Here is a 26,357-nt window from a genome sequence, read left to right as displayed (position 1 = left end):
GCGAGCTATAGCAGCGACTCAATTGGCATAATCGACAGCATCCAAACACCGAGCCGTGCGTACCACGTCGTATTCGGTTCGGTGTCGTGGCGGGTTTGGACGTCGCCGTTGGTTTCGATCCAGTACAGCTTGCCGTTTTTGTCGAGATGCACCGCGTATGCGACGGTCGGCAGCAGCGCGAGAAACTTGCGATCGACCCGCGTCGCGAGCTCGGTGCTGTCGATGACGAGTCCAAGCTCGGTATTCAGATGCGCGGAGCGCGGATCGAAGTTGAACGAACCGACGAAGACCCGCTGGGAGTCCACGATGAAAGTCTTCGCATGCAAGCTCGACCCGGAACTGCCGAACGGCCCCGGCGACTGTTCTTTCTTGTAGGTGGCGCCCGCCACGCGCCGCAATTCATACAGGTGCACGCCGTTTTGCAGCAACTCGACGCGCCGCCTCATATACCCCGAGTGCACGGCGACGACATCGGTCGCTTCGAGCGCGTTCGTCAACACCCGCACGTCGACGCCTTGGGCGGCGAGCCCGCTCAGATACTGCGTGCCCGTGTTTGCCGGCACGAAGTACGGGGAGACGAGGTCGAGCGACTTCGTCGGCTGGCCCATCACTTCGCGGAGCTGGTGGGAAATCAGCGCTTCCGGCGGCGCATCGTTCAGGCCTTTCGCGGGGTCGTCGCTGATCATCTTCGTTTTGGCCCAGTCGAGCGGCAGCTTGTCGTCGAGCAGGTTCTGCACGACGCGCGGGCCGCGCAGCGCTTGCTTATACTCAGCGGCGGCAGGATCCTGCTCGATCGCCTGCGCATTACGCTCCAGCGTGGCCAGCTCATCGACGCTCTCGTGCGGCAGGATCTTCCCGACCGGATACGCCGACGCGCTTGCCCAGTAGCGGTCGAAATCGCGCGAGACGTCGGTCGCGGCCGGTCCGACCGCGAGTACGTCGAGGTCGGCGAAGACGACACCGTCGGTGGCATCGAAGTACTCGTCGCCGATGTTGCGGCCGCCGAGGATCGTCGCGGTGGCGTCGGCGGTCAGGGACTTGTTGTGCATGCGCCGATTGGCGCGCGAAAAGTCGGTCACGAAGCCGAGGATTTTCGGGCTGCGCACGACGAACGGGTTGAACAGGCGCACCTCGATGTTCGGATGCGCGTCGAGCGCCGCCAGTGTCGGGTCGAGCGCGGAGGCGATGCCGAGATCGTCGAGCAGCAGGCGCACCCGCACACCCCGGTCCGCCGCTTCGTGGATCTGTTCGAGCAGCAGCGTGCCGGTCAGATCGTCGCGCCAGATGTAGTACTGGATGTCGAGCGTGCGTTGCGCGGAACGGATCAGGTCCATGCGCGCGGCAAACGCGACATGCGCATCCGCCAGCGGATAAATGCCCGCCAGCCCCGCGTGCGCGGCCAGTTCGGGCGCGACCGCGCGACCGAGATCCGTGGTGGCGGCCACCGCGGGCGACAACGCATGCGACTGCTGGCGACCCTCGAGCGACGGTAACGGCGCGCAGCCGGCCAGCAGGCTTGCGCACAGCAGCGCGCACAGCGCGCCTCTCCATCGGCGGTGCGGGAACGACGGGTGGTGTATCTGCGCTTGCATGGAGTCCAGGTCTTCCTTTGGGTCGCGCGAGCCGGCCGGTTCCAGAATCGGAACATCGCGTGGCGTTGCTCGACAAAGCTTCGCTCGACCGCCTGTACTGACGGTGTCGCGCGCATGCTTGCACGCAACTTGCATTGGTTGAGAAGAATACTATGAGCGCATGCCCATCGGTGCGCCGCCCGACGCTCTTGTTGCGCAAAGCGCTTTGTCCGATGATACGAGCAGGCTGCGCGAATTCGAACGGGGGCCAACCCGGCCGCGCATCGACCGCATGGTTTCCATGCAATCGAGCGTGACCCGCTCCGTGTCAGCGTAAAGGGTCATAAAGGGTCCGGTTCACGGCGCCTTCGAGCGTTTCGCCCACTGTGGAGTCGAGCAACGTGAAGATCTCCCGCTTGCTGCTTGCTAGCGTGCTGCTTTTCGTGGTGGGCACCGCGCTGCAGATGATATGGCCGCTCGCGCAGCCGGCCTCGTATCACCACTTCGCCGATCAACGCTCGCTGGGGCCGCTGCACCATGCGGCGGACGTGCTGTCGAACGTCGTCATTCTGATAGCCGGTGTGCTTAGTCTCGGCTGGGTCAGGCGGCATGCGTCCAACCAGCCGGCGCAATTTCCCGGCATGGTCGTCGCCGCGCTCGGGCTGCTCTTCACCGCGTTCGGCTCGGCTTACTACCACATGGCGCCGAACGATGCGACGCTCGTCTGGGACCGCCTGCCGATGACCATCGTGTTCGCCGGCATCCTCGCCATGCTATGGACGTCGTGGAGCGGACAGCGCGTCGGCTGGGCGCAGATGCTGATCATGGTGGTCGTGTCGCCCGCCACCGTCGGCTACTGGCTCGTGTTCAACAGCCTGTGGCCTTACGCGATTCTTCAGTTCGGCGGGCTCATGCTGATCGTCGGCCTGACGCTCACGCGCAAGGTGGACGGCGTGATCGCATGGACGCTCGTGATCGTCTTCTACGGGGTCGCGAAGATTTTCGAAAGCCTCGATTGGCAGATATGGGAGCTGACGCATCACGTGATCGCCGGCCATGCGTTGAAGCACGTGGCGAGCGGTCTCGCCGGCGCGGCGATGATTCTGGTCGCGAACGCGGCGCCGCGCTCCGTCGCGGGCATCGTGCCGCGCGGGCCGGGCGGTATCGGGCATTCGGGTACGTCGCGTTGAAGCCGCGCCATGGCGAAGTGACGCGGCCTCCGGCCGACGTCACTGCGGTTCGTACCACGAATACGTCGCCAACGTGCTTACCGGCGGCGTACCGATCTGCAGCGTGATATCGCGCAACGACGTCAGCTCGATACTGCGCAAGTCGCCCATATAGCGGCGCGAATCGCCGTTGTCGTTGATATACGCGACCACGTCGCCCATGATGCCCGCGACGTTCGTGTTCGTCAGCGGCTCGCCCCAGATATCGAAGAACTCGCCGAGGGTATAGGTCTTGAGGTTCGGCGCTTCGATATGGATGATGCCGGTGTTGTCGTGCGTATGCATCTCATACGTGCATTGCGACAGGATGCCGACGTTCATCGGCAACGCGAGCCACTGCCCGTCCTTGATGATCGCGAGGTGCGCGTGCACGTGGTACAGCACGCTCATGTCCGGCGCGCAGGTCAGGCCGTCGACCGGCGTGCCGGTGCCGCCCGTCGAGGTCGTGCCGTTCGGCCAGAACGACGAGCCGACCACGCCTCCGAAGACGAGCGTGATCGGGTTCGGGTCGAACGGCGGCGGATCGGTCCAGGTGTAGGTGGCCACTTGGGTGACAGGCGTGCCGACCATGACCGTGATTTCGGTATGCGGCTTCAGCACGAGGCTCGCGGGGTCGCCCGTATATTGCGTGAGCGTGCCGCCGTCGTTCACGTAGATCGCGATTGGCGAGGCGGTCAAACCCGCCACGTTCGACGCACTCAGCGTCTCGCCCCAGATCGAGAAGAACTGGCCGAGCGTATAGGTCGCGCCGGTCGTCGCGTCCATATGGATCTTGCCGCTCGAATCGACCGTGTGCACCGGATACGCGCAGCCAGTCGGCGTGGTCAGGGTCGGCTCGACCATGCCGATGTCGGGTGGCAGCGTCAGTAGCTGCCCGTTCTGGTAGATCGACAGATGCGCGTACGTGTACGCGGTACTGCGCAACCCGCAGTTCAGTCCGCTGACGGGCTGACCGGTTGCGCCCGAAGCCGTGACGCCCGCGGGCCAGATGGCGGCGCCGAGTGTCGTGCCGTCGGTGATCGGCGTCGCGGCGGCGAGCTTCGGTGTCGTGGCGCTCGCGTCGGATGCGCTCGACGGGCTCGACGCTGGGGCCGGACTCGATGCTGGCGTGGTCGCGCCAGCCGCGCCGTTCGAGCCGGTGCTGGCCGGGTCGGCGCCGCTGCCGCCCCCGCCACCGCCACAAGCGGACAATGTCCACATCAGACCCACTGCGACGAATCGCGACCCCAGCCGTTGCAGCATCTCGTACTCCCATGTCGTGAGGTGAGAGGATGCGTGCAATCGGACATCGCGCACAGATATAGCGCGGACATCGCACGGGCACGCGCAGCGCGGCTTCACTGCATCGTCAGGTGATTGAAACCGATTAGGGGAGCGTAGCAGATGGGTTTCACGAGCGAATCCGGCGCATCACAACGTTTCGCGACATTCTGCTGGCGCATTTCGAGGTGTCGGCCCGGAGTTTGCCGGCGGAGCGATCTGGCGCGCTTTTTATGCGAGCTGTCATCGTTCTGTGCGAAGATCGGTGCTGTCCATCGCGCGACCGGCTGGTAAGGGGATCGCACGGCGGGCGGGTGCCCGGCCATCGCCTTTGTCCTCGGGTGACCTTGGGGTGACTCTCTGGCGCACCTGTTTGCGGATTCATGGAGCACTGACCAATGACCGACAGATTGCAAGCGTCCGTATATGTAGTGGTGCTGCTGCTGATTGTGGGCTGGGTGCTGTATATCGGGCGCGCGGTTTTCGTGCCGATCGTGTTCGGCGCGATCGCGGTATACGTGGTGGTCGACTTCACGCGGCTGCTGCAACGCATTCCGGTGATCGGCCCGCGGCTGCCGGTCCAGTTGCGCTACGGACTCTCGATGTTCCTGATCGGCGCCGCGATCTTCTTCGCGGTCGACATGCTCGTCGAGAACTACGACGCGCTCGTCGCGCTCGCGCCGCGCTACCAGGACTCGGTCCTGCTGATGATCCACAAGATTTCGACGCTGCTGCACCTCGAAAGCGAGCCGACGTGGGAATCGCTGCGGCGGAACATGCTCACACAGTTGAATATTCAGGCGATGGTGACCGGCATGCTGGCGTCGCTGTCGTCGGTGATCATCGACCTGTTCGTGATCGTGCTGTATGCGAGTTTTCTGCTGATCGAGCGCCGGACGTTCGGCGACAAGCTGACGAACATGACCGCCAATTCGACCAACGCGGCGCGCATCCGGGGCGTGGTCACCGACATCAACCGGCGCATTGGCGCCTATCTCGCGCTGAAGACGTTCCTCGGCGTGCTGCTAGGCGGGATCTGCTGGCTCGCGATGCGCAGCGTCGGCCTCGAGTTCGCCGGGCTGTGGGCGATACTGACCGCGCTGCTGAACTACGTGCCCTATATCGGCTCGGTGCTCGCGATCGTGTTCCCGGTGCTGATGTCGGTGCTGCAGTTCGGCGACCTGAATTCGATCCTGGTCGTGCTGGTGTCGCTGACCGCGATTCACTTCGTGATCGGCAATATTCTCGATCCGTATCTGACGGGCAACTCCCTGAACCTGAGCCCGTTCGCGATTCTCGCGAGCATGGCCGTGTGGTCGGCTTTGTGGGGCGTGCCGGGCGCCTTTCTCGCGGTGCCGATCACCGCCAGCATGACGATCATTTTCTCCGAGTTCGAAATGACGCGGCCGGTTGCGGTGCTGCTGTCGAAAAACGGCCGGCTCACTTACGGCAAGACCGAACAGACCGCGTGAAGCGCCGACCATGGCGGACATATGATCGACCCGGCGCATGAAATGAAGACGGCCCGTGCGGAATAGTCCGCGCGGGCCGTCGAATGAAACACGTCTATCTCGACGCGTGCGGCTTGCCGCCGCCGCACGCTGCTGCCATCAGCGTTTAAAGCTTGCTGCTTACTGCGAAGAACCCGACCACGTCTGGCCGCTCGTCGACGAATCGCCGATGGCCGGGAAGTCGACGTAAGCGGCGCTGCAATCGACCGCCTTCCTGGTGGACAGCGACTGCGACGCGGAGCCGTTCAGCACGACACGGTTCGCGGTCGACGGGAAGATGGGCAGGTTCACTTCGTTCAGCGTCAGATTCGCATCCGACGTGGTGACCGCGACGTTCTCCGGCGAATCGGCGAGCACGTTGTTGAGCGTCATGCCGAGCGGAATCTGCGCGTGCGCGATGCCGCCCGAGTTCGCCTCGAAGCCCTCGAAGATCGCCGAGGTGCCACCGATGATGTGGATGTTCGACAGCGTGATGTCGTGGAAGTCCGGATAGAGCGGCGAAGTCGGATTCGACAGCGCCTTGGTGCTGTAGTACGGCGTGAACAACAGCGCCTGGCCGCTATTGCGGATACAGATGTTGTTGTAGTTGATGTTCGTCACGAGACCGCCGCGCGCCCAGTCTGACTTGATGCGCAGCGCCTGTTCGGAGCCATCGAACGAGTTGTCGTACACCTGCACGTTCGTCACGCCCGCATTGGTCTCGCTGCCGACCGACACGCCGTGACCCGCGTAAATATGGTTGTGCGCGATGACAAAACCATACTTGCGATCGGTCGCGACGTCGCGATCGCCGTCGACACCATACAGGCCCGAACCTGCCGGGCTCGGGTTGTTCGAACCCTTGATCGCAATGTCGTCGTCGCCGGTGCTGATGTAGTTGTAGGCGAACACGACGTTCTTCAGGTAGCCGTCGAACGCGATCTTGCCGGCCGACGAAGTCGTGGTACTGCCGGTCGTCAGCGCCTGCGTGGCCGCCTTCGAGGCCGAACCCGGGTCGAACGCGTCGGTGTTCTTCGCGGTATCGATGGTCGGCACCATGCCCAGGTAGTTCGGGTTGCCGTTACCAGCCGGGTTCGCCGATGCCGATGCCGACGGAGTCTGCACCTTGACGTTCCACACCGTGAGGCCGTCCACACCGCTCGGCACCACGTGGAAGTTCGCGCTGTTGTTCAGCGTGATGCCGAACAGCGTGAGGTTCTTCGCGTAGTTGAACACCATCATGCGGAAGTTCGACTGCGAGCCGACGCCGGTCGTGCCGTTCTCGACCATGTTGCCGAGCCATGCGAGATCCCACCACGTCATGTGACGCGCGGAAGCCTTCGAGTTCACGAAGGTGCCGCCATCGTCGCAAGCCGTGCCGTCCGTCGCTTGCGTACCCGCCTTATACGCGACGTACGTGTTGGTGCAGCTCAGGTCGACACGCATCAGCGGATAGAGGCTGTTCGAGCTAACGATCTCCGATGCCGCGCGGCTATCGATCGTGCCGCCGCCGACCACCGCCGAGTTGACGAGGTAGCTGCCGTTGATCAGCGCCGTGCAGTTGCCCGAGCTGCCCGCTTTGGTCGAGCTGACGGCCGTGTTCGCGCAGTACGGTCCGGCCGGGTTCGGCGAATAGGCCATCACGTCACGCGTCGCGTAGACGGTCACGCCGTTGTCGATCCACAGCGTCACGCCCGATGGCAGCGTCAGCGGACCCGTGATGAACGCGTTGCCCGCGCCGGTGCTCGACACGACGAGGCGCACCGCGTACTTCGTCGCGCGATACTGCGAGCCCGCGAGGGTTTGCGCCGACGCGCCCTTGATGTTGATGTTCGGCACGGCCGCCGCGGTTTGCGACGCGGCAGCTGCGGAGTCCGCGGCGTAGATCCTGGCGCCGACCTCGGCGTCCACGGCGGCGCCGCAGGCGTCGAGTGCGGCCTGGATGCGCGCCTGGTCAGGATTCAGAATCGCCGACGTGGTGCCATTGTCGGCTTCGGGTCCAAGTGCGCCGCTCGGCTGGCTCACGAGGTTGTTGCTGGCTTCGAGCGTGCTGCAGACCTGAGCGGCGGTGGGCAATTGCGGAGCCGTGGGCAGATCGGGGTCGCTGGTCGTGGTGCCGACCTTGAAGGCGACAGGCGCGGCCGATGCCGGCGGCGTGGTGCTGCTCGTGCTCGACGCGGGCGGCGCGTTATCGCCGCTGCCGCAGGCCGCGAGTAGCGCGGTCAGGCACGTTATGACGGTGACTCTGTAAAGCATGGGGTCATCCTTTTGTTGGTAAGAATACTAAGTATTTAGATGTGTTCCGGCTCCGGGAGACGGATCTCGATGGTTGGCTGTCTTTATTCTTGACGGGGCGGGGGTACGACGGCGCCGGATGCCGGGCGACGCCGCGCATCGGACACCCGCGCTCGCCCGGTGGGCGGTGCGCGCAAGTGCGGCGGGGCGTGCTGCTGAAGCGTCGCTCGGAAGGACATCTATCGATCAGCCTGAGTTGGTCTGGTACACGTCGATGGGCGTAGCGATGCGCGATAGTTATATGACGACATATGAATCTTAGGTGAATGCCGCGTCTAGGTACATGCAGTACTTACCCGAACTTACACCGTGACAATTTGATGTTCCTGGACTGTTGCGGCTTTCGAGGGCGACCGGCCGTCCATGCTGCGCTTGGCCGATCACTCTCGTCAGTCATTGTCATACGACAACGTATAACAAGAGATGCTGCGCCTGATGACAGTGAGTCCACAGCACCGTTGTCATCGCTTTAAATAAATCGAATAATTTTCGAGCGGCCTTTGATGCGAAGTTCACGGAAAGCCGTGCAACAATGGCCTCGGGTTGCGGTCAGGGCCAGCGGCCGCAGCTTGTGCGTCTTTCCATCAACACGAGGCCCGCCGCTCGATGACAAAGCCTGGCCTGGACGCTCCTCATGGCCGCGATCGTTCCTGGCGCGGCGGCGGCCGGGCATCGGCTATCGGTTCTAACGCGAACATATGCCCGGCTTACACGACCCTGCAGTCCAGCCGACCCCCGTCCCGGGCGGCGCCGAAGCACTTGAAGACCCGGCTCTGCTGCGTCGCCTGCTGCGTGCGAAAGACCGCATCGATGCCGCCTCGCACGAAGCCTGGCCCGTGCGGCGGCTGGCCGAAGTCAGCGGCGTGTCGGAGGCGCACTTCGCGCGTTCGTTCAAGCGGGCCTTCGGCGTGCCGCCACACCGCTATCTGTTGACGCGGCGTATCGAACAGGCCACCACGCTTCTGCGTGACACCAACCTCGGCATTACGGACATTGCGTTCGCGACCGGCTGGGAAAGCCTCGGCACGTTCGGCCGCGTCTTTCGCGACATTACCGGCCTGAGCCCGAGCGAGATGCGCGTGCAGGCACGCGCCAATCCCGCTGAACTCGATCGCGTGCCCGCCTGCGTGCTGAAGGCCGCGCAACGCCCCGATCTGACTACGGCAGTTCTGGAAAAGCGCCGCCGCGTGGTCGGCGACACTGCCGAGCCTCCTACCAGCGAGACGTCGTGAATGAGGGTATCGATGTGGTCGGCGCGCACGTCGACGATCAGAAGGGACGCAGCGCTCGCGTTCGACGCGCGAGCGCCGCGATACCGATGCCCCGCTACCGTTGCGGAGCGCTTTAGCGTCTCGCGGCCTCCGGCGGCGTCGCGTCGCCGACCGATCCGATCGGCGCGCTCGGTTACTCGGAGGACGAGATTCGCGCGGTCGTCGCCGAAGCCGGCGCGCCAACGTGCCGAAGGCCGGGCAAACGCCCGAACCTGCCGATCGCAGTTTTGGAGAAGCGCCGCCGCGTGGCCAGCGATACAGTCGAACCCTCAACCAGCGAGGAGGAGTTATGAATCAGGGTATCAATGTGGTCGGTTTGTACGTCGACGATCAGGATGCGGCGCTTTCGTTCTACGTCGACAAACTCGGCTTTCGCGTCCACACCGACGTGCGCAACGGTGCTTACCGCTGGCTCACGGTCCAGCACCCGGAACAGCCGACTTTCCAGTTGGGACTGTTCGCGCCGGGGCCGCCGGTCCACGATGAAGCGACCGCACAAACGCTGCGCGCGATGGTCGCGAAGGGGGCAATGCCGCCATTGGTGCTGTCCGTTGCCGACTGTCGCGCGAGCTACGAGCAGTTGAAGGCGCGCGGCGTGGAATTCACGCAGGAGCCGGTGGATCGTTTCGGCAGCGTCGATGCGGGCTTTCGCGATCCGGCGGGCAATGGATGGAAGATGATCCAGGCGGCAACGGGCAAGTGAGCGTGAGCGATCCGCCGCGCGCCGGGCGCGGCGCGCAGCCGCATACGGCCGACGCCACGTCGCACGATCGCGAAGCACCGCCGGCCTTCATCCCGGACCACTGGACTAGCTGACTCTCACTGCTGATGCTGCTGCAGATACTGCCGAACGTCGTTCAACGTCACGCGGCCCGAATGCGCGGTATCGATCTCGTCAAAATGCCTGGCGATATAGCCGAGCCCATCGCTTTGCGCCTGGGCCTTGGTGATCGACGAGCCGTTGCTGAGCACCGATTTCGCGCCCAGTCTGTTCTCCACTCGCTGCTGAGCCTGCTGCTGCAGCGTCGAGCCGGTGGTCGGCGCGACCGCGTTGGCACGGTTGTGAGGAAAGAACGGACCGTCCACGCCGTGTCCGCCGTTGGGTAGCGTCACGGGCGCCACCGGCTGGGGCGGCAACGCATGCGCACTGCCGACGATCACACCGAGGACGAACAACGCCAGAGTGCGTCGCAAGATATCGATTGAAGACATGATCATTCGCCATAAAAAGTAGTCAGAGGGTTTCGCGCGAAGCGACACCACCATCGATCAGGGCGCGACCGCGGCGAGCGCCTCGCTCGTCGGCGTAGCGGCTGACGCTTCGTCGGCCCACGGCTGAGGCAGCGTCGCGAGCGTCAGCGCGCCCGCTATCGGCGTGCCGCCATAGAAGGCCGCGAGATCCGCCTTCATCTGCGGGCGCGCCACGTCATCCAGATAAATCATATGTCCGCCCTGGAAGAAGTTGACCTGCAGATTCGGGTTGAGACCCTGGACCGTCTTGAGCCGCGCGAGCTGCTTCTCGGTATTGAAGAACGGCGTGGCGAGATCGTGGAAGCCGTTTTCCGCCAGCACCTTCAGTTGCGGATTCAGCTTTAGCGCGCCGAGCAGATCGGGGATCGTGTCGGGCAGCGGCTGGCCGCCGTGCGAGAAATCCCACACCTGGATGATCGCGTCGTTCAGCGGCATGTACGCCGCGTTCGGCGCCGTGTAGCCGAGGTAATCCGGCATCTGTGTCGCCAATGCATTGGTGAATGGCAGCGAGATCAGGATGTCCGACGGGTCGCCGTCGCTCTGCAGACGCGAGTCCGAGTTGGGCAACGACACGCGACCATCGTAGCGGCCTATCGTCGAGCCTGGCACCAGCGTGAGGTTGAACGGATTGATGTTGAAGTAGCCCTGCATCGCCTGCAACGTGAGACCGGATTCGGCGTCCCAGACCTTCTCCAGCCACGTCGGCGGGAAGTTCGGCGGTCCCGCGTAGGTGGGCGCGCCGAGCTGGCTCAAGGTCCAGTACAGCGAATAATTCTTGAACAGGTTGTAGTTGGCGGTCACGAACGCCTCGCTGCGAAGCGCGTAGGTCGCCTGACTCACTGGCGCTGGCGATACCTGGTTGTAGTACGCCGCGACCTCGGCATAGCCAGGCATGTAGCCGCTCAATGTATCGGTTTCGAGCGCGAGCTGGTCGGGCGAACCGGTGATTGCCACCGCCTCGATCGCGTCCGCGAAGTAGTTCAGGATCGAAGACTGCAGCGTGATCCCCGTCAGATGCACGCCGGCCGATTCGAGCGCGAGCGCGAGGATGTCGGTGCGAGGCGTGCCGTACGATTCGCCGTACAGATAGATCGGCGAGCTGCTGCGTGAATTGACCGTCAGGTAGCGGATGATGAAGTCGCGCATGATGTTCGCGTCGGCATCGGTGCTCCAGTAGGTCTGGTTCGTGTTCGGCAGGATCGCTTCGGAGAGGCCCGTGCCCGGCGGATCGATGAACACGAGATCGGTCGTGTCGATCAGGCTCTCGGTGTTGTTCACAAGCGGATAGTTCGGCCAGCTGGTGCCGTTCAGCAGCGGATCGGTGGTCGCGACGCGCGTCGGCGCGAACGATCCGAGACGCAGCCAGATCGACGAAGAACCCGGCCCGCCGTTATAGACGAACGTAACGGGGCGCGGTTTGCCATTCGTGCTCGGCGCCGTGTAGGCCACGTAGGACATCGTCGCTTCGGGTGCGCCGCTCGTCAGATCCATTGCGCTCAGGTGGCCGGTGGTCGTCGTGTAATTGACGGTGGTGCTGCCGGACGTCCATTGGTAATGCATGATCGCCGCTTTCTCCGCGACCAGCGACGCGGCTATCCCGGACGTCGCACTCGTCGAATAGGTGGTGAGATCGGTGTAGGGCTGATTGGCGGATGGCGTCTGCGGCGCCGACGCCGCTTGCGCCTGATTGGCGACCTGCGCCATGCCGCTTGGTACCGCCGACGCCGACGAACCTCCGTCGCTGCCGCCGCATCCGCCGAGCATAACGATTCCGAGTGTCAGCGCGCTTAGCGCGGCGAGCCGGCCATGACGACGGACGCGACCATCGTCGGTACTCCTTCTGTCTGGTTTCATCTCGTTCCCTGGTGAGTGATACCGCAACACAAAGGCCGCTTTTCGCAATGCATTAATGCAAAATACTTGCATCAATATTTCCATTCGCTTTCTGTAATTGCTAATTGAATGGATAAATGGATTCCCTGTCGATTTATCTCGACATTTCAAGAGAAATTTAAAATTGAATCTTTCCGATGATTACAGCAAGAGTGAAAATAGGATGCGAAATGCGGTCTTGTCAAGGATCAAGCGGCAATTATGCGATTCAGAATAAAGTCGGATCTGGTCGAGGAGTAGCGCTTTGAGATCGAGCGCTGGCGCGGTCGCCGCCGCATGGGGGGCGGAAAAACGCTGGCGGATTTATCCGAATTGCATTGAATGGCGACGAGGAAATGCGGATTTTCGTGGCTAGGTCGTCGGAATTAATTGCGTTTGATAAATATAACTGAATGGTAAATTTAACCGGTGAAAATACGTCCTCAATAGAATTAGAAAAAGGCAGGCTGGGGAATTTCCGTCGGGGCGGCGTCGACCGCTTCGGCGAGCGGGGCGGCGGTACGCCCGTCACGCTCGTGGCCGAATTCGGTACCACGTAACAATCACTGCCAGCAAGAACGCGACATAGGCGACTACGAACACCCAGCCCGGAAAGTCGTAATACAGCCAGGCGCTGACCCAGCGCTGTATGAACCCTTGCGGACCGACCGTTCCCGTGCGCAGACGATCCTCCAGAACGGTTAACGGGCACGGCACATTGAGCACCGCAAGGCTCGCCACGATACCGATGGCGAGAACATGTACCGTCCGGAATGTGCGATTGCGCGCCCACGGGAGTCGCAAACCGTGGGCGATCCAGATGGCGAATAGTCCGCCGACGATAAACACCACGATCAGCGCATGCAGCACGAGAACAATATTGGCGAGCCAGATCATTCTGCTTCCATTTGGACTAGCCGCACGACACTCGCTTGACGATGCCGCGGGGACTCACTGCCCATTGCCATACAGATCGAGCAGCATCAACGTTACGCCATTGGTCCACCCGAAGCCGTCCTGCAGCGGATACTCGCCACCCCCGCCGCCGCCTTCGCCCGCGCCTTCCACGACGTACTTCTCCACGAGCTTGTGCTGCGTGTCGTAGACGTTCTCGACGTCCGCGAGAAAGCGCGTGCCGATCGGCTGCGCGAGGTCGGCGCGTCCGTAGCGCTTGAGGCCCTGAATCGCGATCCAGTGCAACGGCGCCCAGCCGTTCGGCGCGTCCCATTGCTGCGTGCTGTTATAGGTCGACGTCGTGAGGCCGCCCTGCTTGAGCAGCACATTCTGCACGGTCCGGGCGGTCTTCCACGCGCGATCGGGCCACGCCACGCCGGCCATCAGCGGATACAGCATCGCCGGTGTCTGGTTGTCGCGCGACTTGCCGAGTTGCCAGTCGTAGTCGCCGTAGTAGCCGTTGCGATTCCACAGATAGCGGTTGATGCCTTCCGCGCGCCGCGCCGCGTAGCCGATGAACTGCGCGACGCAACGGAAGTCGCGTGTCTCCGAGCAGCCGCGCGCGATCGTCGTCTCCAGATGGAACAACAGGCTGTTCAGATCGACCGGGATGATCGATGTCGTGCGCACCGTTGCGAGCGTCTGGTTGTCGCCGAACCAGCGTGAGCTGAAATCCCAGCCGCTTTCGGCGGTCGCGCGCAGATCGCGGTAGACCTGGTTGGCCGGCCGGCCGCTCGCCTGCGCGGTCTGCACGTCCTCGAGGTATGACTCGTCGCGCGGCGTGTCCAGATCGTCCCAGTAGCGGTTGAGCACGGTGCCATCGTTGAGCACGACCACATTGTGCGTAGCGCCGCCGCGCGGCGTGCTGGACGAGCCTTGCATCCAGTACGCGTACTCCTTGCGCAGCACAGGCAGGTACTTCTGATAAACCTTGTTGCCTTCCTTTTGCGCCGCGAGCTCCACCATATACGAGTAGAACGGCGGCTGCGAGCGGCTCAGATAGTACGTGCGATTGCCGTTCGGTATGTGGCCGAACGTGTCGATCATGTACGCGAAGTTATCGAGCATATCGTCGACGAGATCTTCACGCCCGGACTCCTGCAGCCCCAGCATCGTGAAATAGGTATCCCAGTAGTAGCCTTCGCGAAAGCGGCCGCCCGGCACGACGTATGGTTTGGGCAGCGGGATCAGCGAGCTGTAGTCGGGCGCGCTCGTCGTCGTGCGCGTGAGGCCGTCCCAGAGCCAGTCGATGTGCTCGCGCAGACTCTGGTTCGGCGGCGGCGTGATGCTCTGATCGGGCGGCGGCGTGAAGTACTGGCTGACGAATTTCTGCAGCGAAAAGCCGGGCTGGTTCTTCTGCGTTTCGTATAGCTGGACGATCGCGGCGGGATTGCCATTCGGCGTCGCGTCGACGAACGTCTTCTGGTCGGCGAAGATCTGCGCGGTTTGCACGGCGACGAACAGATCGCCGTACAGAATGTCTGGCGCCGGCGGCAGCGTGGCGCCCACCTGGGTATCGGCCAGACAGCTCGCGGATGAGAAGACGAGCGAGGCGATGCAGGCGACGCCGAGCGTGATCGGCGAACGCCGCGGCACGAAGTACTTACTTGAGCTGGGGAAGAGATGGGCGGTTGATGCGTTGCGGCTGCGAGACAGTGATTGAATGCTCATGATGCCTCCAAGGTTGTGGGCATTTCACTGGTCTCATCGCGTGCCATTCGAGGTCGTCTCCCGGCGACACGCGAGCCCGACACGAGGTGGCCGGATCAATGGCTCCGAAAGCATCGCACGCTTTCGAAGCATCAGGCAACTGCGGCGCAGCAGAGCGTGCATGCATTCAGCATGAAGAATGAAACGTGATGAACGAGGGAGAAGGTGCGCGTAATGGCGTATCCGCGCTTGCTTCGTGATTCGAAGCAATGGAAGCGTTGGTCGCGAGCGATTGCGCGGCAGAAACCGCTCAGCGAGCAAGCGGCGTACCCGCGTCGACCATTCGGCAGGTCGGCGCGGGTACGCGAGAACAACGAGAAAATTACTGCGCGATAGGCTGAGTCACGTCCGTGCCGAACCAGTGCATCGAGATCTTCTTGAGCGTGCCGTCCTGCTTCATTTGGGTCAGCGCGTCGTCGAGTGCTTTCGCGAACTTCGGATTGTCCTTGCGGAACGGGATGCCCATTTCCTGCTCGGCGCCTTTCAGCACCGCGCCCGTACGCAACGGCAACTGCGAGTTCTTGATGATGTACGGCAGCATCAGCCGGTCGTCGATCGTCGCATCGATACGCTTGGCAGCGAGATCGCGCAGTTTCTCGGGCGCACCCGGATAAGTTTGCACGTTGATGCCAGGTACCGCGCGGGCCATCTGGTCGTAGTTGGTGCCGAGCGTCACGCCGATCTTCTTGTCGCCCTTGAATTCGTCGAGCGATTTGAACTCACGCTTGTCGTCCGCCCGTTGGATCAGCTGCGCGGCCGAGTACGTGTACGGCTGGCTGAAATCAAGAACCTGTTTGCGTTGCGGGGTAATGGTGACCTGATTGATGATCACGTCGAATTTGCCGCTCTGCAGCGCCGCGATAATGCCGCTCCACTCGGTCGGAATGAATACCGGCTTTACGCCGAGTTTCGCCGCCACGGCTTTCGCGACATCGACGTCGAAGCCTTCGAGCTCGCCGTCCTTGTTGCGCGAGTCGAACGGCGGATAGGTGCCTTCGAGACCGATCTTCAGGACTCCGGCCTGTTTGACCGAGTCGAGCAGATCTTCGGCATGAGCCGCGACCGCGGTAAAGCTGAGAGCCGAGAGCGCCAACGCGTTTATAAGCAGCTTCGAAAGTTTCATTGAGTGTCTCCTCTGTACTTGAGTATCAGGCTGCACAACGCAACGATTTCACCATCGTGTCGGCAACCCGGCAGTGTCGCTTCGTGGAACAAGCCGGGTTGCGCGCGTCATCCTAGCACTTCAAAAGTCGCCTGTTTTATCTTTGTTCGGTAGCGGCCGCGCGCGGATGAAACTCCGGCTTCGAAAAATCGCAGCGGCGCGATCTCGTGGTGGATAGACTGAATGCGATCGATGGACCCTATTGTCCTCGTCCGACCGGCGCCTTCTATGTCTATCCGTCATGCGCGGGTGTGATCGGGCGACGTACGCCCGACGGACGCGTGATCGCCAACGACAGCGATTTCGTCATGTACCTGCTCGAAACCCAGGACGTCGGCGTGATCCAGGGCGCGCCGCCGCTACGCTCTCACCACAGTCACCCCAGCCGCTTCGATCGGCTTCGTCAATTCCGCGCGGGTCTTCTTCTCGACCACGATGGTCTGCGCGAGTTTGATCTCGCCGATCACGAACCGCGATGCGGCGTTCAGTTTCGACGATGACGCGAGCACGACCGTTTCCGCCGCCCGCGCGGCGAGCGCGCGCTTGATCGCGGCTTCCTCGAAGTCACCGGTGCTCAGCCCAGCGCTGGGATGCACGCCGGTCACCCCCATGAAGTACAGGTCGGCATGGATGCGCGAAATGCCTTCCATCGCCGCGGCGCCGACGGCCACGATCGAATGTTTGTAAAGCCGGCCGCCAATCAGGATCACCTCGACACAAGGATGCGCGGCAAGCGCCGTGGCGACGCTCGGACTATGCGTGACGATGGTCGCGTGCAAATCGGACGGCAGCGCCTGGACCAATAGCGCCGACGTGGTGCCGCCGTCGACGATCACGGTTTGCCCCGGCGCGATCAGTTCGACCGCTCGCCGAGCGATGCGCCGCTTGGCGAGCGTCTCGATGTCCTGACGCTGCTCGAATGACGCGAGCGCCGCCGACGCGGGCAACGCGCCGCCGTGGACGCGCTGCAAGCGCCCCTGCGCGGCCAGTTCGCGTAGATCGCGGCGGATCGTGTCTTCCGACACGCCAAACGCCGCGCTCAGCTCACCTGCCAGGACCTGCCCGTTGCGCGCGAGTTCGTCGAGGATCGCTTTCTTGCGTTGGGTCGTCAACATTGCATTGCACGAAATATCTTGAAATTGCACGAAATTGCACGATACCATGAATCATTGTCCATGGTCGACAGGAGGCGCCATGACCGCAACGAAAGACCGGGTTCGCATCGTCGGAACGGCCTTGCTATCCGACGACTGGTACACGCTGAAGAAGGTGACGTTCGACTTCCTGCGTCGCGATGGCACATGGCAGCGGCAGAACCGCGAGACCTACGATCGCGGCAACGGCGCGACGATCCTGCTGCACAGTCCGCGCACCGGCAACGTGATACTCACGCGACAATTCCGCATGCCCGCGTTCGTGAACGGTCACGACGGCATGATGATCGAAGCGCCGGGCGGGTTGCTTGACAACGCTTCGCCGGAAGAACGCATCCGGCTCGAAGTCGAGGAGGAAACGGGGTATCGCGTGGGTCAGGTCCACAAGATTTTCGAGGCCTACATGAGCCCGGGATCCGTAACCGAAAAGCTCTACTTCTATGTCGGCGAGTACGACGCGTCGATGCGGGTCAACGACGGCGGCGGCGTCGAGGATGAAGGGGAAGATCTCGAGGTGATCGAAATGCCGTTGCAAGCCGCGTTGCGAGCGGTCGACGCAGGGGAAATCGTCGACGGCAAGACGATCATGCTGTTGCAGTACGTCGCCTTGCGTGGGTTTGCGTCAGCGCGCGCAGCCTAGTTGCGTCGCGAGTTCGTGCAGATCGTCGACGATGAAGTCCCACGCCTCGTTCGCCTTCAGATCGCTCGTCTGTTGAGGGCCATGCTCGGTGGGCCGCACGACGAACGCGGTGCTCAAGCCGACGCGCCGGGCAGCGGCGAGATCGTTGTTATGTGCGGCCACGAGGCATAATTCGCGTGGCGCAATGCCGAGAATTTCCGCCGTTTCGCTATAGACCAGCGGCGAGGGTTTATAAGCGCGGACGACTTCGGCACCGAGAATGGCATCCCAAAGCAGACCGGCACGCTTTGCCATGTCCACCATCAGGCGAATGTTGCCGTTGGATAGCGGTGCGATGATGAAGCACGCCTTCAGGCGCCGCAATGCGTCGACGGCATCGGGCCAGGGGTCCAGCCGATGCCAGGCCAGGTTCAACTCATCGATCTCCGGTTCGGGAACGTTGGCGATGCCGAAACGCGCCAGAACTTTGACGAGGTTTTCCCGGTGCAGCACGTCGAGACGCACATACGGTCTGCGTCCGCTACGCACTTCTTCCATCGCGGGCGAATACTCGCGTCGCCATGCGTCCGCGAAGTCGGATGCGTCGAGATTCGGCGCGTGCCGCTGCAGAAACGGTTGCGCTTCGCGCGCGACGCCGCTTCGCCAGTCAACCACGGTTCCGAAGACATCGAACACGAAAGCTTTGATGGCAGTTCGATGTGTCGAGTCGATGCCCATGACCTTCCTTTGTGGCTCTGACGGGAAGCGCCCATCTTAGATGCGTGTCAGGAAAACGCACCAGACCTGGGATCCTGCCTTCCAATAGTTTCTCTCTCGCCCCACCTGAATCTCTGCGGCCGCCTCTCCCCGCCTTCTGACGATCATTCGAGGGTCGGCGACTTCGTGATCCGGACCGCGGGCGCCGGTACGAGATATCGCCCCCCCGGCACGGCGGCGGCGATATGCAACGCACCGGTTTCGATACGGTCTAGCAAGCCGCGCAGTTTCAGGGCACGCTTTTCGACGCCATGCCACGAGATCATTGCAAAGAGAAGTGTGAGGGCGAGGGAAATCGGAAAATGAACGTACCAGGTGAGGGCGGCCGGGGCATGCATCGCGGCCACAGTTTGCTGTATCGGGAAACCGTAAAGAAAGATGCCGTATGAGTAGTCACCGCTTGCGACAAAGCGGTGGCGTCTTGGTTGCGTGAGTCCGAGAAAGACGGTCAGATAGGTGGCGGGCAGCGCCGCGAAGTAATCCGCGCCGCGAACGGATAGGCAAATCACTGCGACGAGGCCAGATAGCACACAGAGCCATGAACTCCAGACGATCCGGTTGCGGAACTGGTACGCGCAAACGCCATAGAAGAAACAGAGAACGAGCATCGGTCCGTGTACGGTCATACCAGCCGAACCGGAACGGTGCGCAAGCGCAACGAGTAAGACGTTCGCACCAATCGATGCGGCGAGTAAAAGATGCGGTCGTTGTGCCATGCCGGCATACGACGCAATAGTCAATGCGACGTAACAGGCTAGTTCGAACGGTAACGTCCACAATTGCTGATTGATTGCATCCGGCCAAGGATCGTTGGCGAACATACCTGGCAGCGCGAAATGGACGTCTCCGAGAATGTTCAGGAAGTACGCCCGGAACTCGGGATCAGTGAAATATTGATGAAGTGAAAGCGTGGTAAAGAACGGTCCGATCAGCAATGCGGCGATTAGCGTGTCGACCGCCAATGCGGGTAGCAGCCGCAGTACCCGCAGCCCGCAGAAGGAAACGATCGTGCGGCAACGTTCGAAGCTGCCAGCAACCAGGAAACCGCTCAGAGCGAAGAACATTGGCAAGATTAGCGCGAGCGGTGCTCGTGCAGGCCCGGACCATACCGCTTGAGTGAACTTGTGACCATAACAGACGTTAATGGTGTGGCTCGCGACCACGAGGACGGCGAGCACGAGACGCATGTAGTCGAAACCGGATGGCCTGTTTTTCGCATCGGCAAGCCGCGATCCGAGTGTCGTTGCGAGGGGGGACCTCACTCCGTCCTCCGTGGGGATGGGTCTTGTACAGCGGTGGCGGGTAGCCTGACGGTGAATGGCATCAGCAGATAATCAACCAGACCGTCAGGTTCATCAGTGTAGTCAAGACCGACCTCGGGCCATTCGCCTTTCTTCGGGAAGTGTGCGGTCCCAAACAATACGTCCCACAAGGTCACGACTGCAGCGAAATTTCGGTTGTAATGGCGCAACTCGACTGAATGATGAATTCGATGAAATCGATTGTCTGGGAACAGATAGGAAATCGGGCCAAAGCTGATACGTGTATCGGCGTGCTCGAAGGTGCCCTGAACGAGTATCACCATGCCAATCAACGACCATAGGAATGGAGGATGGAAGTCGATCAGTAGTGCCATTGGAAGCGTGACAACGAGGGGACGGAGCAACTCCTCCGATACATGCATATTGCAGTTCCACACATTCATCTCGCGAATCGAATGGTGGACCTGGTGGAACCGCCATAAGAAACCGAACGTATGCTGCGCGCGATGGAACCAGTAGTACAGCAAATCACCAATCAGTATCGCCCCAGCGATAGCAAGGGCGATGCCGGTGGCGCGCCAGACTGGCCGCGGCGAATCCAATACGCCGTCAAGCGATATCGAGAAAAGCGGTCGGATATGCAGTGCGACGATTACAGAATGATAAAGTTCGAAGAAAAGCCCACCTATAAACAAATAACAAATGTGAAACAGAATGCCGCGCGCGCGTGATGCAAACGACACCTTGCCATACGGCAGCATTATCTCGACGGCGACGCAGAGAATAGAGGCAACAGCTACGCGCTCTCCCGCACGCAAGGTATGAGCAACATAAGTCAACACATCGAACGTTTGCATCTTTTTCCCCGATTCGAGATGTGGAGGTTCTTCGAATGCTGGGCTGCACAACGCTGCCATGACGATGAGGATAGTGGGACATAAATGCTCTCGGGGGCGCATCACACCGTCAGTTTCGGCCATCATGCAGCGGGTATTGCCTAAACGTAATACGAATTATGTTTTATGGCCGTACGCAAACGGCGGTTTCAAGGTCGAAGCGCAACGGCGGATTTAATGTTTAGAGCCTTGAGGTTGAGCTGCTGAAGCAAGTGTTGCGGCAAAGACCTCGAATGGCGAATGGAAGGCGCGTTTGATCGTTTCGTGACGGTCTACGCGGCGAAATATCCGAAGGCAACGGAAACGTTGAAGAAGGATCGGGAAAGCCTGCTGGCGTTTTACGACTTCCCGGCTGAGCACTGACAGCATTTGCGGACCACGAATGCGATTGAGTCGACGTTCGCGACGGTGCGACACCGTACGACGCGCACGCGCAACTGTGTGTGGCGACCCACCTTCCTTGGTCTGGCATTCAAGCTGATCGAGGAAGCCGAGAAAACCTGGCGCCGCGTCAACGGGCCCGAAAAGATCGAGCTGTTGCTGGAAGGCATTGCCTTCAGGGATGGCGAACCGGTGAAAGACGATCAACCGGTTCAGCAGAAACTCGCCGCCTGAAGTCCCTGCTCATCAAGTTGCCTATACACCATGCATGCATGGACGCCCCCGGCTTGCCAAGTTCTCATTTGTAACGGATTGAAGGTAACGATTGCAGCCATGCATCCGGACTTCAATGGCCGGCATAGGCCGGCGGTCCCTGATGCGTTGCAATCATCGATCATCTAAAAAGGACGGGGACGCTTCGACCGCAACGCAGTCCGTATGGGGCGATATACCTGTTAAACGAGTGTCAACCGTCTACGGGTTTTGCCTGGTCTCGTGCGTGTCGATTCCCACAACGCGGGCGCGTCGTGACAGTATGTCCAACCCCTCCAGTTAAAGGCACACTCATCATGGCTACCGGAACCGTCAAATTCCACCGTGTTTTGCGCACGACGCCCGAGCGTATCTATCGCGCGTTCCTCGAACCCGCCGCGATGGCGAAATGGCTACCGCCGTATGGCTTCACCTGCGACGTGCATCAGATGGATGCGCGCGTCGGCGGCACCTACAGGATGTCGTTTCATAACTTCGGCTCGGGCAAGGGGCACTCGTTCGGCGGCGAGTACATCGAACTGGTGCCGTTCGAAAAGATCCGCTATTCGGACCATTTCGACGACCCGAATCTGCCCGGTCAGATGCACACGACCGTTTCGTTGCGGCAGGTGTCGTGCGGGACCGAACTGAACATCGTGCAGGAAGGCATCCCCGAGATGATTCCGGTCGAGATGTGTTACCTCGGCTGGCAGGAGTCGCTCGCGCAACTGGCGAAGCTGGTCGAGCCGGAGATTGCGGACTGACATTCAATAACAGCCGCTTGCTCCGCCATCGAGCAAGTATCTCCTCGCAACGCGCCGCGGGGACGATCGCATCCTTCGTCCCACTTGCTGCTCAATTGGCGACCTTCGAATCGTGATCAGGAAACGGTCGAACTCGGCGCGGTTCCAAACCGCGCCGCCCGCAGTCAAGCTGGGAACGTTCGGCCCGTACACGGTGCGCCAGCTACATCGTCGGAATCACGCTCGGCGACTCCAGATGGCTCTCTACCCGCTTGATGCCGGGCACGTTTTCCGCCGCGATGCGGATCGCGCACTTCTCATCCTCGGATTCGACGATGCCCCACAGATGCGCAACGCCGTCCTTGACGAATACGCCGTGTTTCGCGAGCCCCCAGCGTTGTCCGTGCATCTCGCGCAGGATTGCGTCGCGCAGGCTCGCATCGTCGTGCGAGCCCGTGTCGATCGCAGGCTCGACGCTCGCGAGCGCGCGGATCAGGTTAGACCGGCTCACGATGCCGACGAGCTGCCCATCCTTCAGCATCGGCACGCGTTTCAGGTGCCGGCGCTCCATTAGATCGGCGATCTGGTGCAGCGGCATGTCTTCGGGAGTCGAAATGACGTTCTCGCACATCACGTCGCCGACGACATGCCCATGCTCCTTCACATACCTCGCGGCCTGCTCGCGCGCCGACGAGGACAGCAACTCGAGCCACCATCGACGCTTGCCATGCCCCGTGCCGTTTTCCACGCGATGCAGCAGATCGCCCTGACTGACGATGCCTATCACCTGTCCATTGGCGCCGAGCACTGGCATGCCGCTGATGTGGTGGTCGACGAACAGCTTCGCTGCGTCGTGGATGGTCATATCCGGTGTGGCGGCGGTAATGATCGAAGAAGTCATGATGTCGAGCGCGCGCTAATGGGACACAACAAAGTCCGCGTCAAACTGTTTTAATACCTGATTAACGATAAGGTTGGTTCCAACCCTTGGCATTGTTTAAGCTTGAATTAAGCCACGCTACGTACTCTTCGGACCGAAGCATGAGACGACGACGGCCCGACGGGGCGCATTCTTTCCGTCGAGGTATGAGCGCGACAACTCGGGGCATTCCCAGACAGAAAGAGGTTGAGATGATGTACTTGATTACCGACCTGAAAATGGTCGAAAGCTACGGTCGCATCAAAGCTGACAGCGGCGATGATGCGCTGCATGAGTTTGCGGTCAGCGAGGGCTTCCTCGACCTGATGGAGTTCGCCTCCGCCCGCCCCGCGTTCGCCAACGACTTGCTCGCTGTTCAACTGCAATAAGGAGACTGACGTGGCCATGACTTTGGGGCAGGCCGGACCCGCAGTGACCCGCTCCGCGCATCCTGCACCAGGGAAAAGCTTTGGGTAGACGCATGAAGCAGCGCCATAGGACGTCGCAAATATTCGTCGCTTTTAAACCTATGCTTTTCTACGGGCATCGACTGGCCGGACGTCGTGCGAAATCGCCCCAACTGACGAATGGGCCCTTTCACTCAACCATGCGCGCGATGCGCTGACCTTTACGGCATCGCGCGCTGAATCTCCGCACCGGGACTCGAGCTCGATACCCATCGAGCCGCTAAAAGATAAAACCGGTATTCACGAACTTCGAGTGATGATTCGTGACCATCGCATCGAGCAGCGTCTTGTTCAGGTCGGTCTCCCTGGCCGCGACCATGGAGCGAATCGAGAACGCGCGCAACGCATCGGTGACCGATAGCGTACCTTCCGCAGAATCCTTGCGGCCGGCAAACGGAAAGACGTCTGGGCCTCGCTGGCACTGGCTGTTGAGATTGACGCGGCACACCTGATTGACGAGCGGGTCGACCAGCGAGCCAATTTGGGCAGCGTCGGTGCCGAAAATGCTGACCTGCTGACCGTGGTCCGAAGTGATCACATACTCGAGTGATGTATCGATGTCATCGAACGGCACGACCGGGATGATCGGTCCGAACTGCTCCTCACGATAGAGCATCATCCCTTCCTTCACGGGGTACACCACGGCCGGATAAAAAAGAGTTTTGCAGAACACGCCACCACCTTCGTTCACGACCGCCGCGCCTTTCGCTTTCGCATCGTCAGTTGCCTGGGTCATGTAGGCCGTGCGATGCATGCCCGGCAGCGGTGTAATGGACACACCCTGTTCCCACGGCATGCCGACCTTGAGATTTTTGAGCGCTGCGTTAAAGCGCTGAAGAAACGTATCGGCGATCGAGCGGTGCACCATCAATATCTCGAGCGCTGTGCACCGTTGACCATTGAACGACAACGTACCGAGCAGACATTCCTTCACGGCGAGGTCTATGTCGGCGTCAGCCAACACAATCGCGGCGTTTTTGGCGTCAAGGCCGGGAACGGCGCGTAGCCGATGCGACTTTGGGTGTTGTTTTTTCAGGTGGTCTGCAACCTTGCTTGAGCCGATGAGGGCAAGCACGTCGATCTTTCCTGAGGCGAGCATGTGTGGCACCACCACCGCACCCGGTGCATAAATCGTGTTGACGACGCCTTTCGGGAAAGCAGAGCGGAAAGCCTCGAGCAGTGGAAAGAACAGCAGCGTGCCATATTGGGGCGGCTTGAACACGACGGTGTTGCCCATCAGCAATGCGGGAATGAGCGTCGCGAACGTTTCGTTCAGCGGATAGTTGTAAGGCCCCATGCACTGTACGACGCCCAGCGGGGTGCGGCGAATCTGGCCGATGGTGCCCTCGGCGATGACAAAGCGCGAGTTGCTATTGTCTAGCTCCTTTAGCGCCGAGATAGTGTCTTGCATATACCTGATGGTGCGGTCGAACTCCTTTTGCGAATCGGCAAGGCTCTTGCCGATTTCCCACATGATCAGATTCACAATCTCATGGCGCCTGGCCGCCATGAGACGAATGAAGTCTTGCATGCAGCCGATGCGCTGCGCGACTGTCATCGTTGGCCACTCACCGCGGCCGTGATCGTAGGATCGCACGGCCGCGTTCAGCGCGGCATCGCTCTCGACCTCGCCCATGACCGGATAACTGCCAATTACGACCTGTTCAGCGTCGCCGGAAGCTTGTCGCACGCAGACTGGGGACTGCACGTTCTTGCAGGCGCCATCCCATGCCTTCAGTTCTCCATCGACGAGCGAGACGCGCTGATGAATCGGCTCCGCGAGGCGGGCGGAATCGGGAATATCGTCGGTGACTGGAAACAACTGCCAGAGGTTCTCGAAGTCAATATTTGCCACGTTGCGCTCCAATGTTCGTGCAGTACGCGGTGGTCCGCCAGGTGTTGGGCATTGCTCGAACGCAATCAATGCGACCGTGCCTACCCGCTGGTGACGTAACGGTACCTGTCGGACCGATCATTGGGTCGTGCGCAAGCGACTGTGCCGGTGTTTGGTGGCTGTGCTTCGCGGCGGGCGCAAGACACAGAGAGAAGCATAGCTAATGGCAGAGAACAGAGTTGAAGACGAACCGTGTTCAACGCCTGATGAACGGTGAACTCGGTTCCGACAGTGATATCACGTGGCGCGGCGCGGCACCGCCGAGCTTGCGGGCGAGCTTAGTCAGCAGTTGCGGAAATGTCCTCGTAACCGGATTCGATTAGATTCGTCATCGTGGTCTGCAGTTCGACCAACGGCGTAGCGGTCACTGCGGTCGCTACCCCGTCGGATTTCGGAAGCAGTCCGGCGAATGCCGCCATTCCCGTCCCGCATGCTGTTAGGAGTATGGTGGCAGCAAGTACGGCTGCACTGCCGCGCAGCGCTTGCTTGGGAGCGAAGTCCGCAAAACATCGCATCATGGCTATCTCCGGTTGACGCAGTTTCTGGATGCAAAGACCGTGCCGACGGAGGGGCTGTCAGGCAAGCGTGGCGCTAACCGGCTGCGTAGGCGTTGAATGCTCGCGTGACAGTGGCGACGTGGACTCGGTGGTGGGGCTCGCCCTACACTTTGACCGGGCAGCGACGGTCCGAAACCAACATTTCGCTGCGAAGAATTGCGCCCGCATGTTCCTGAACATTGCCCGGCAAGCGTTCAGGGATTGTTCTGTGCCGCTCGCTTGACCAACCGTATGTGCGAGGCAGCGAGGAACCCGGCGATAGTTCACTTGTTGCGAAGTCCCACGTGACACTTCTGCGGGCTGCGCACCGATATACTGTTTCCTCCTACCGAACAGCTGTACTAACATCGAGTAACGGTTCGAGCATTGAC

General features: G+C 61.3%; 21 protein-coding genes and 1 pseudogene. 8 read left to right on the top strand and 14 right to left on the bottom strand.

Going from position 1 to position 26,357, the window contains the following annotated elements; genetic code table 11:
• Positions 1-5: 5 nt before the first annotated feature.
• The gene (locus HDG37_RS05565; RefSeq protein ID WP_184045083.1) at positions 6-1,592 is read right to left on the bottom strand and encodes a phospholipase D family protein; all 1,587 of its coding nucleotides are present in this window, start codon (positions 1,590-1,592) and stop codon (positions 6-8) included.
• 380 nt (positions 1,593-1,972) lie between these two features.
• On the opposite strand from HDG37_RS05565, the gene HDG37_RS05560 reads away from it, so the two are divergent.
• Positions 1,973-2,761, top strand: coding sequence for a hypothetical protein (locus HDG37_RS05560; protein WP_184045081.1), 789 nt, complete (start codon positions 1,973-1,975; stop codon positions 2,759-2,761).
• A gap of 39 nt (positions 2,762-2,800) precedes the next feature.
• Here HDG37_RS05560 and HDG37_RS05555 read toward each other — a convergent pair whose 3' ends face one another.
• Positions 2,801-4,042 carry a hypothetical protein gene (locus HDG37_RS05555; RefSeq protein ID WP_184045079.1) on the bottom strand — a complete coding sequence of 414 codons (1,242 nt, stop codon included), beginning with the start codon at positions 4,040-4,042 and terminating at the stop codon, positions 2,801-2,803.
• 416 nt (positions 4,043-4,458) lie between these two features.
• Here HDG37_RS05555 and HDG37_RS05550 point away from each other — a divergent pair, with 416 nt between their 5' ends.
• A complete protein-coding gene (locus tag HDG37_RS05550) occupies positions 4,459-5,532 on the top strand; it encodes an AI-2E family transporter (protein WP_184023719.1) in 1,074 nt (357 codons plus the stop codon).
• A gap of 159 nt (positions 5,533-5,691) precedes the next feature.
• Here the strand turns inward: HDG37_RS05550 and HDG37_RS05545 are convergent, their stop codons facing one another.
• On the bottom strand, positions 5,692-7,806 hold the full coding sequence (locus tag HDG37_RS05545) for a glycoside hydrolase family 28 protein (RefSeq protein ID WP_184045077.1): 2,115 nt from the start codon (positions 7,804-7,806) through the stop codon (positions 5,692-5,694).
• 737 nt (positions 7,807-8,543) lie between these two features.
• On the opposite strand from HDG37_RS05545, the gene HDG37_RS05540 reads away from it, so the two are divergent.
• The gene (locus tag HDG37_RS05540) at positions 8,544-9,077 is read left to right on the top strand and encodes a helix-turn-helix transcriptional regulator (protein ID WP_184045075.1); all 534 of its coding nucleotides are present in this window, start codon (positions 8,544-8,546) and stop codon (positions 9,075-9,077) included.
• A 328-nt stretch (positions 9,078-9,405) separates the two neighbouring features.
• Entirely contained in the window at positions 9,406-9,819 is a 414-nt protein-coding gene (locus tag HDG37_RS05535; RefSeq protein ID WP_090810736.1) for a VOC family protein, read from the top strand.
• Positions 9,820-9,935: 116 nt separating this feature from the next.
• Here HDG37_RS05535 and HDG37_RS05530 read toward each other — a convergent pair whose 3' ends face one another.
• The 6 genes from HDG37_RS05530 to HDG37_RS05505 form a co-directional block, all read right to left on the bottom strand.
• On the bottom strand, positions 9,936-10,334 hold the full coding sequence (locus HDG37_RS05530) for a 2-oxoglutarate dehydrogenase (RefSeq protein WP_184045073.1): 399 nt from the start codon (positions 10,332-10,334) through the stop codon (positions 9,936-9,938).
• Positions 10,335-10,385: 51 nt separating this feature from the next.
• Entirely contained in the window at positions 10,386-12,221 is a 1,836-nt protein-coding gene (locus HDG37_RS05525; RefSeq protein WP_184045071.1) for a S10 family serine carboxypeptidase-like protein, read from the bottom strand.
• Positions 12,222-12,767: 546 nt separating this feature from the next.
• Positions 12,768-13,136 carry a DUF2784 domain-containing protein gene (locus tag HDG37_RS05520; RefSeq protein WP_184045069.1) on the bottom strand — a complete coding sequence of 123 codons (369 nt, stop codon included), beginning with the start codon at positions 13,134-13,136 and terminating at the stop codon, positions 12,768-12,770.
• Positions 13,137-13,190: 54 nt separating this feature from the next.
• Positions 13,191-14,864, bottom strand: a complete 1,674-nt coding sequence (treA, locus tag HDG37_RS05515; RefSeq protein WP_184045067.1) for an alpha,alpha-trehalase TreA — start codon at positions 14,862-14,864, stop codon at positions 13,191-13,193.
• 361 nt (positions 14,865-15,225) lie between these two features.
• Entirely contained in the window at positions 15,226-16,026 is an 801-nt protein-coding gene (locus tag HDG37_RS05510; RefSeq protein ID WP_184045065.1) for a transporter substrate-binding domain-containing protein, read from the bottom strand.
• A gap of 398 nt (positions 16,027-16,424) precedes the next feature.
• On the bottom strand, positions 16,425-17,180 hold the full coding sequence (locus HDG37_RS05505) for a DeoR/GlpR family DNA-binding transcription regulator (protein ID WP_184045063.1): 756 nt from the start codon (positions 17,178-17,180) through the stop codon (positions 16,425-16,427).
• A 79-nt stretch (positions 17,181-17,259) separates the two neighbouring features.
• Between HDG37_RS05505 and HDG37_RS05500 the strand changes: the two genes are divergently transcribed.
• Positions 17,260-17,859, top strand: coding sequence for an NUDIX domain-containing protein (locus tag HDG37_RS05500; protein ID WP_184045061.1), 600 nt, complete (start codon positions 17,260-17,262; stop codon positions 17,857-17,859).
• Here HDG37_RS05500 and HDG37_RS05495 read toward each other — a convergent pair.
• The 3 genes from HDG37_RS05495 to HDG37_RS05485 form a co-directional block, all read right to left on the bottom strand.
• Complete coding sequence (locus HDG37_RS05495) at positions 17,842-18,576, bottom strand: haloacid dehalogenase type II (protein WP_184045059.1); 735 nt, start codon at positions 18,574-18,576, stop codon at positions 17,842-17,844. The genes HDG37_RS05500 and HDG37_RS05495 overlap by 18 nt on opposite strands.
• 143 nt (positions 18,577-18,719) lie before the next feature.
• On the bottom strand, positions 18,720-19,877 hold the full coding sequence (locus HDG37_RS05490) for an acyltransferase (RefSeq protein WP_184045057.1): 1,158 nt from the start codon (positions 19,875-19,877) through the stop codon (positions 18,720-18,722).
• The gene (locus tag HDG37_RS05485; RefSeq protein ID WP_260332757.1) at positions 19,874-20,860 is read right to left on the bottom strand and encodes a sterol desaturase family protein; all 987 of its coding nucleotides are present in this window, start codon (positions 20,858-20,860) and stop codon (positions 19,874-19,876) included. The genes HDG37_RS05490 and HDG37_RS05485 overlap by 4 nt, the downstream gene beginning before the upstream one ends.
• A 162-nt stretch (positions 20,861-21,022) precedes the next feature.
• Between HDG37_RS05485 and HDG37_RS05480 the strand changes: the two are divergent.
• Positions 21,023-21,388, top strand: a pseudogene (locus tag HDG37_RS05480) (transposase); the annotation flags it as partial.
• Positions 21,389-21,723: 335 nt separating this feature from the next.
• Positions 21,724-22,170 (top strand): SRPBCC family protein, encoded by a 447-nt coding sequence (locus HDG37_RS05475; RefSeq protein WP_018422638.1) that lies wholly within the window; start codon positions 21,724-21,726, stop codon positions 22,168-22,170.
• Between the two features lie 202 nt (positions 22,171-22,372).
• Here HDG37_RS05475 and HDG37_RS05470 read toward each other — a convergent pair whose 3' ends face one another.
• Complete coding sequence (locus tag HDG37_RS05470) at positions 22,373-23,050, bottom strand: CBS domain-containing protein (protein WP_184045055.1); 678 nt, start codon at positions 23,048-23,050, stop codon at positions 22,373-22,375.
• A 230-nt stretch (positions 23,051-23,280) separates the two neighbouring features.
• Here HDG37_RS05470 and HDG37_RS05465 point away from each other — a divergent pair, with 230 nt between their 5' ends.
• A complete protein-coding gene (locus tag HDG37_RS05465; protein WP_184005448.1) occupies positions 23,281-23,457 on the top strand; it encodes a hypothetical protein in 177 nt (58 codons plus the stop codon).
• Between the two features lie 298 nt (positions 23,458-23,755).
• Here HDG37_RS05465 and HDG37_RS05460 read toward each other — a convergent pair whose 3' ends face one another.
• Positions 23,756-25,390 carry an NADP-dependent glyceraldehyde-3-phosphate dehydrogenase gene (locus HDG37_RS05460; protein ID WP_311541036.1) on the bottom strand — a complete coding sequence of 545 codons (1,635 nt, stop codon included), beginning with the start codon at positions 25,388-25,390 and terminating at the stop codon, positions 23,756-23,758.
• Positions 25,391-26,357 lie beyond the last annotated feature (967 nt).

It is taken from the genome of Paraburkholderia sp. MM5384-R2, assembly GCF_014201025.1.
Lineage (GTDB): Bacteria > Pseudomonadota > Gammaproteobacteria > Burkholderiales > Burkholderiaceae > Paraburkholderia > Paraburkholderia tuberum.
Note: the sequence above shows the minus strand (reverse complement) of the source record. Positions and strands in the feature narration are given on the sequence as shown.

Coding starts and splice junctions, on each gene's coding strand:
- HDG37_RS05470 (WP_184045055.1), bottom strand. CDS start 23,050: ATGACTTCTTCGATCATTACCGCCGCCACACCGGATATGACCATCCAC.
- HDG37_RS05500 (WP_184045061.1), top strand. CDS start 17,260: ATGACCGCAACGAAAGACCGGGTTCGCATCGTCGGAACGGCCTTGCTA.
- HDG37_RS05495 (WP_184045059.1), bottom strand. CDS start 18,576: ATGGGCATCGACTCGACACATCGAACTGCCATCAAAGCTTTCGTGTTC.
- treA (WP_184045067.1), bottom strand. CDS start 14,864: ATGAGCATTCAATCACTGTCTCGCAGCCGCAACGCATCAACCGCCCAT.
- HDG37_RS05540 (WP_184045075.1), top strand. CDS start 8,544: ATGCCCGGCTTACACGACCCTGCAGTCCAGCCGACCCCCGTCCCGGGC.
- HDG37_RS05510 (WP_184045065.1), bottom strand. CDS start 16,026: ATGAAACTTTCGAAGCTGCTTATAAACGCGTTGGCGCTCTCGGCTCTC.
- HDG37_RS05525 (WP_184045071.1), bottom strand. CDS start 12,221: ATGAAACCAGACAGAAGGAGTACCGACGATGGTCGCGTCCGTCGTCAT.
- HDG37_RS05475 (WP_018422638.1), top strand. CDS start 21,724: ATGGCTACCGGAACCGTCAAATTCCACCGTGTTTTGCGCACGACGCCC.
- HDG37_RS05465 (WP_184005448.1), top strand. CDS start 23,281: ATGATGTACTTGATTACCGACCTGAAAATGGTCGAAAGCTACGGTCGC.
- HDG37_RS05505 (WP_184045063.1), bottom strand. CDS start 17,180: ATGTTGACGACCCAACGCAAGAAAGCGATCCTCGACGAACTCGCGCGC.
- HDG37_RS05535 (WP_090810736.1), top strand. CDS start 9,406: ATGAATCAGGGTATCAATGTGGTCGGTTTGTACGTCGACGATCAGGAT.
- HDG37_RS05520 (WP_184045069.1), bottom strand. CDS start 13,136: ATGATCTGGCTCGCCAATATTGTTCTCGTGCTGCATGCGCTGATCGTG.
- HDG37_RS05545 (WP_184045077.1), bottom strand. CDS start 7,806: ATGCTTTACAGAGTCACCGTCATAACGTGCCTGACCGCGCTACTCGCG.
- HDG37_RS05485 (WP_260332757.1), bottom strand. CDS start 20,860: ATGATGGCCGAAACTGACGGTGTGATGCGCCCCCGAGAGCATTTATGT.
- HDG37_RS05530 (WP_184045073.1), bottom strand. CDS start 10,334: ATGATCATGTCTTCAATCGATATCTTGCGACGCACTCTGGCGTTGTTC.
- HDG37_RS05550 (WP_184023719.1), top strand. CDS start 4,459: ATGACCGACAGATTGCAAGCGTCCGTATATGTAGTGGTGCTGCTGCTG.
- HDG37_RS05555 (WP_184045079.1), bottom strand. CDS start 4,042: ATGCTGCAACGGCTGGGGTCGCGATTCGTCGCAGTGGGTCTGATGTGG.
- HDG37_RS05565 (WP_184045083.1), bottom strand. CDS start 1,592: ATGCAAGCGCAGATACACCACCCGTCGTTCCCGCACCGCCGATGGAGA.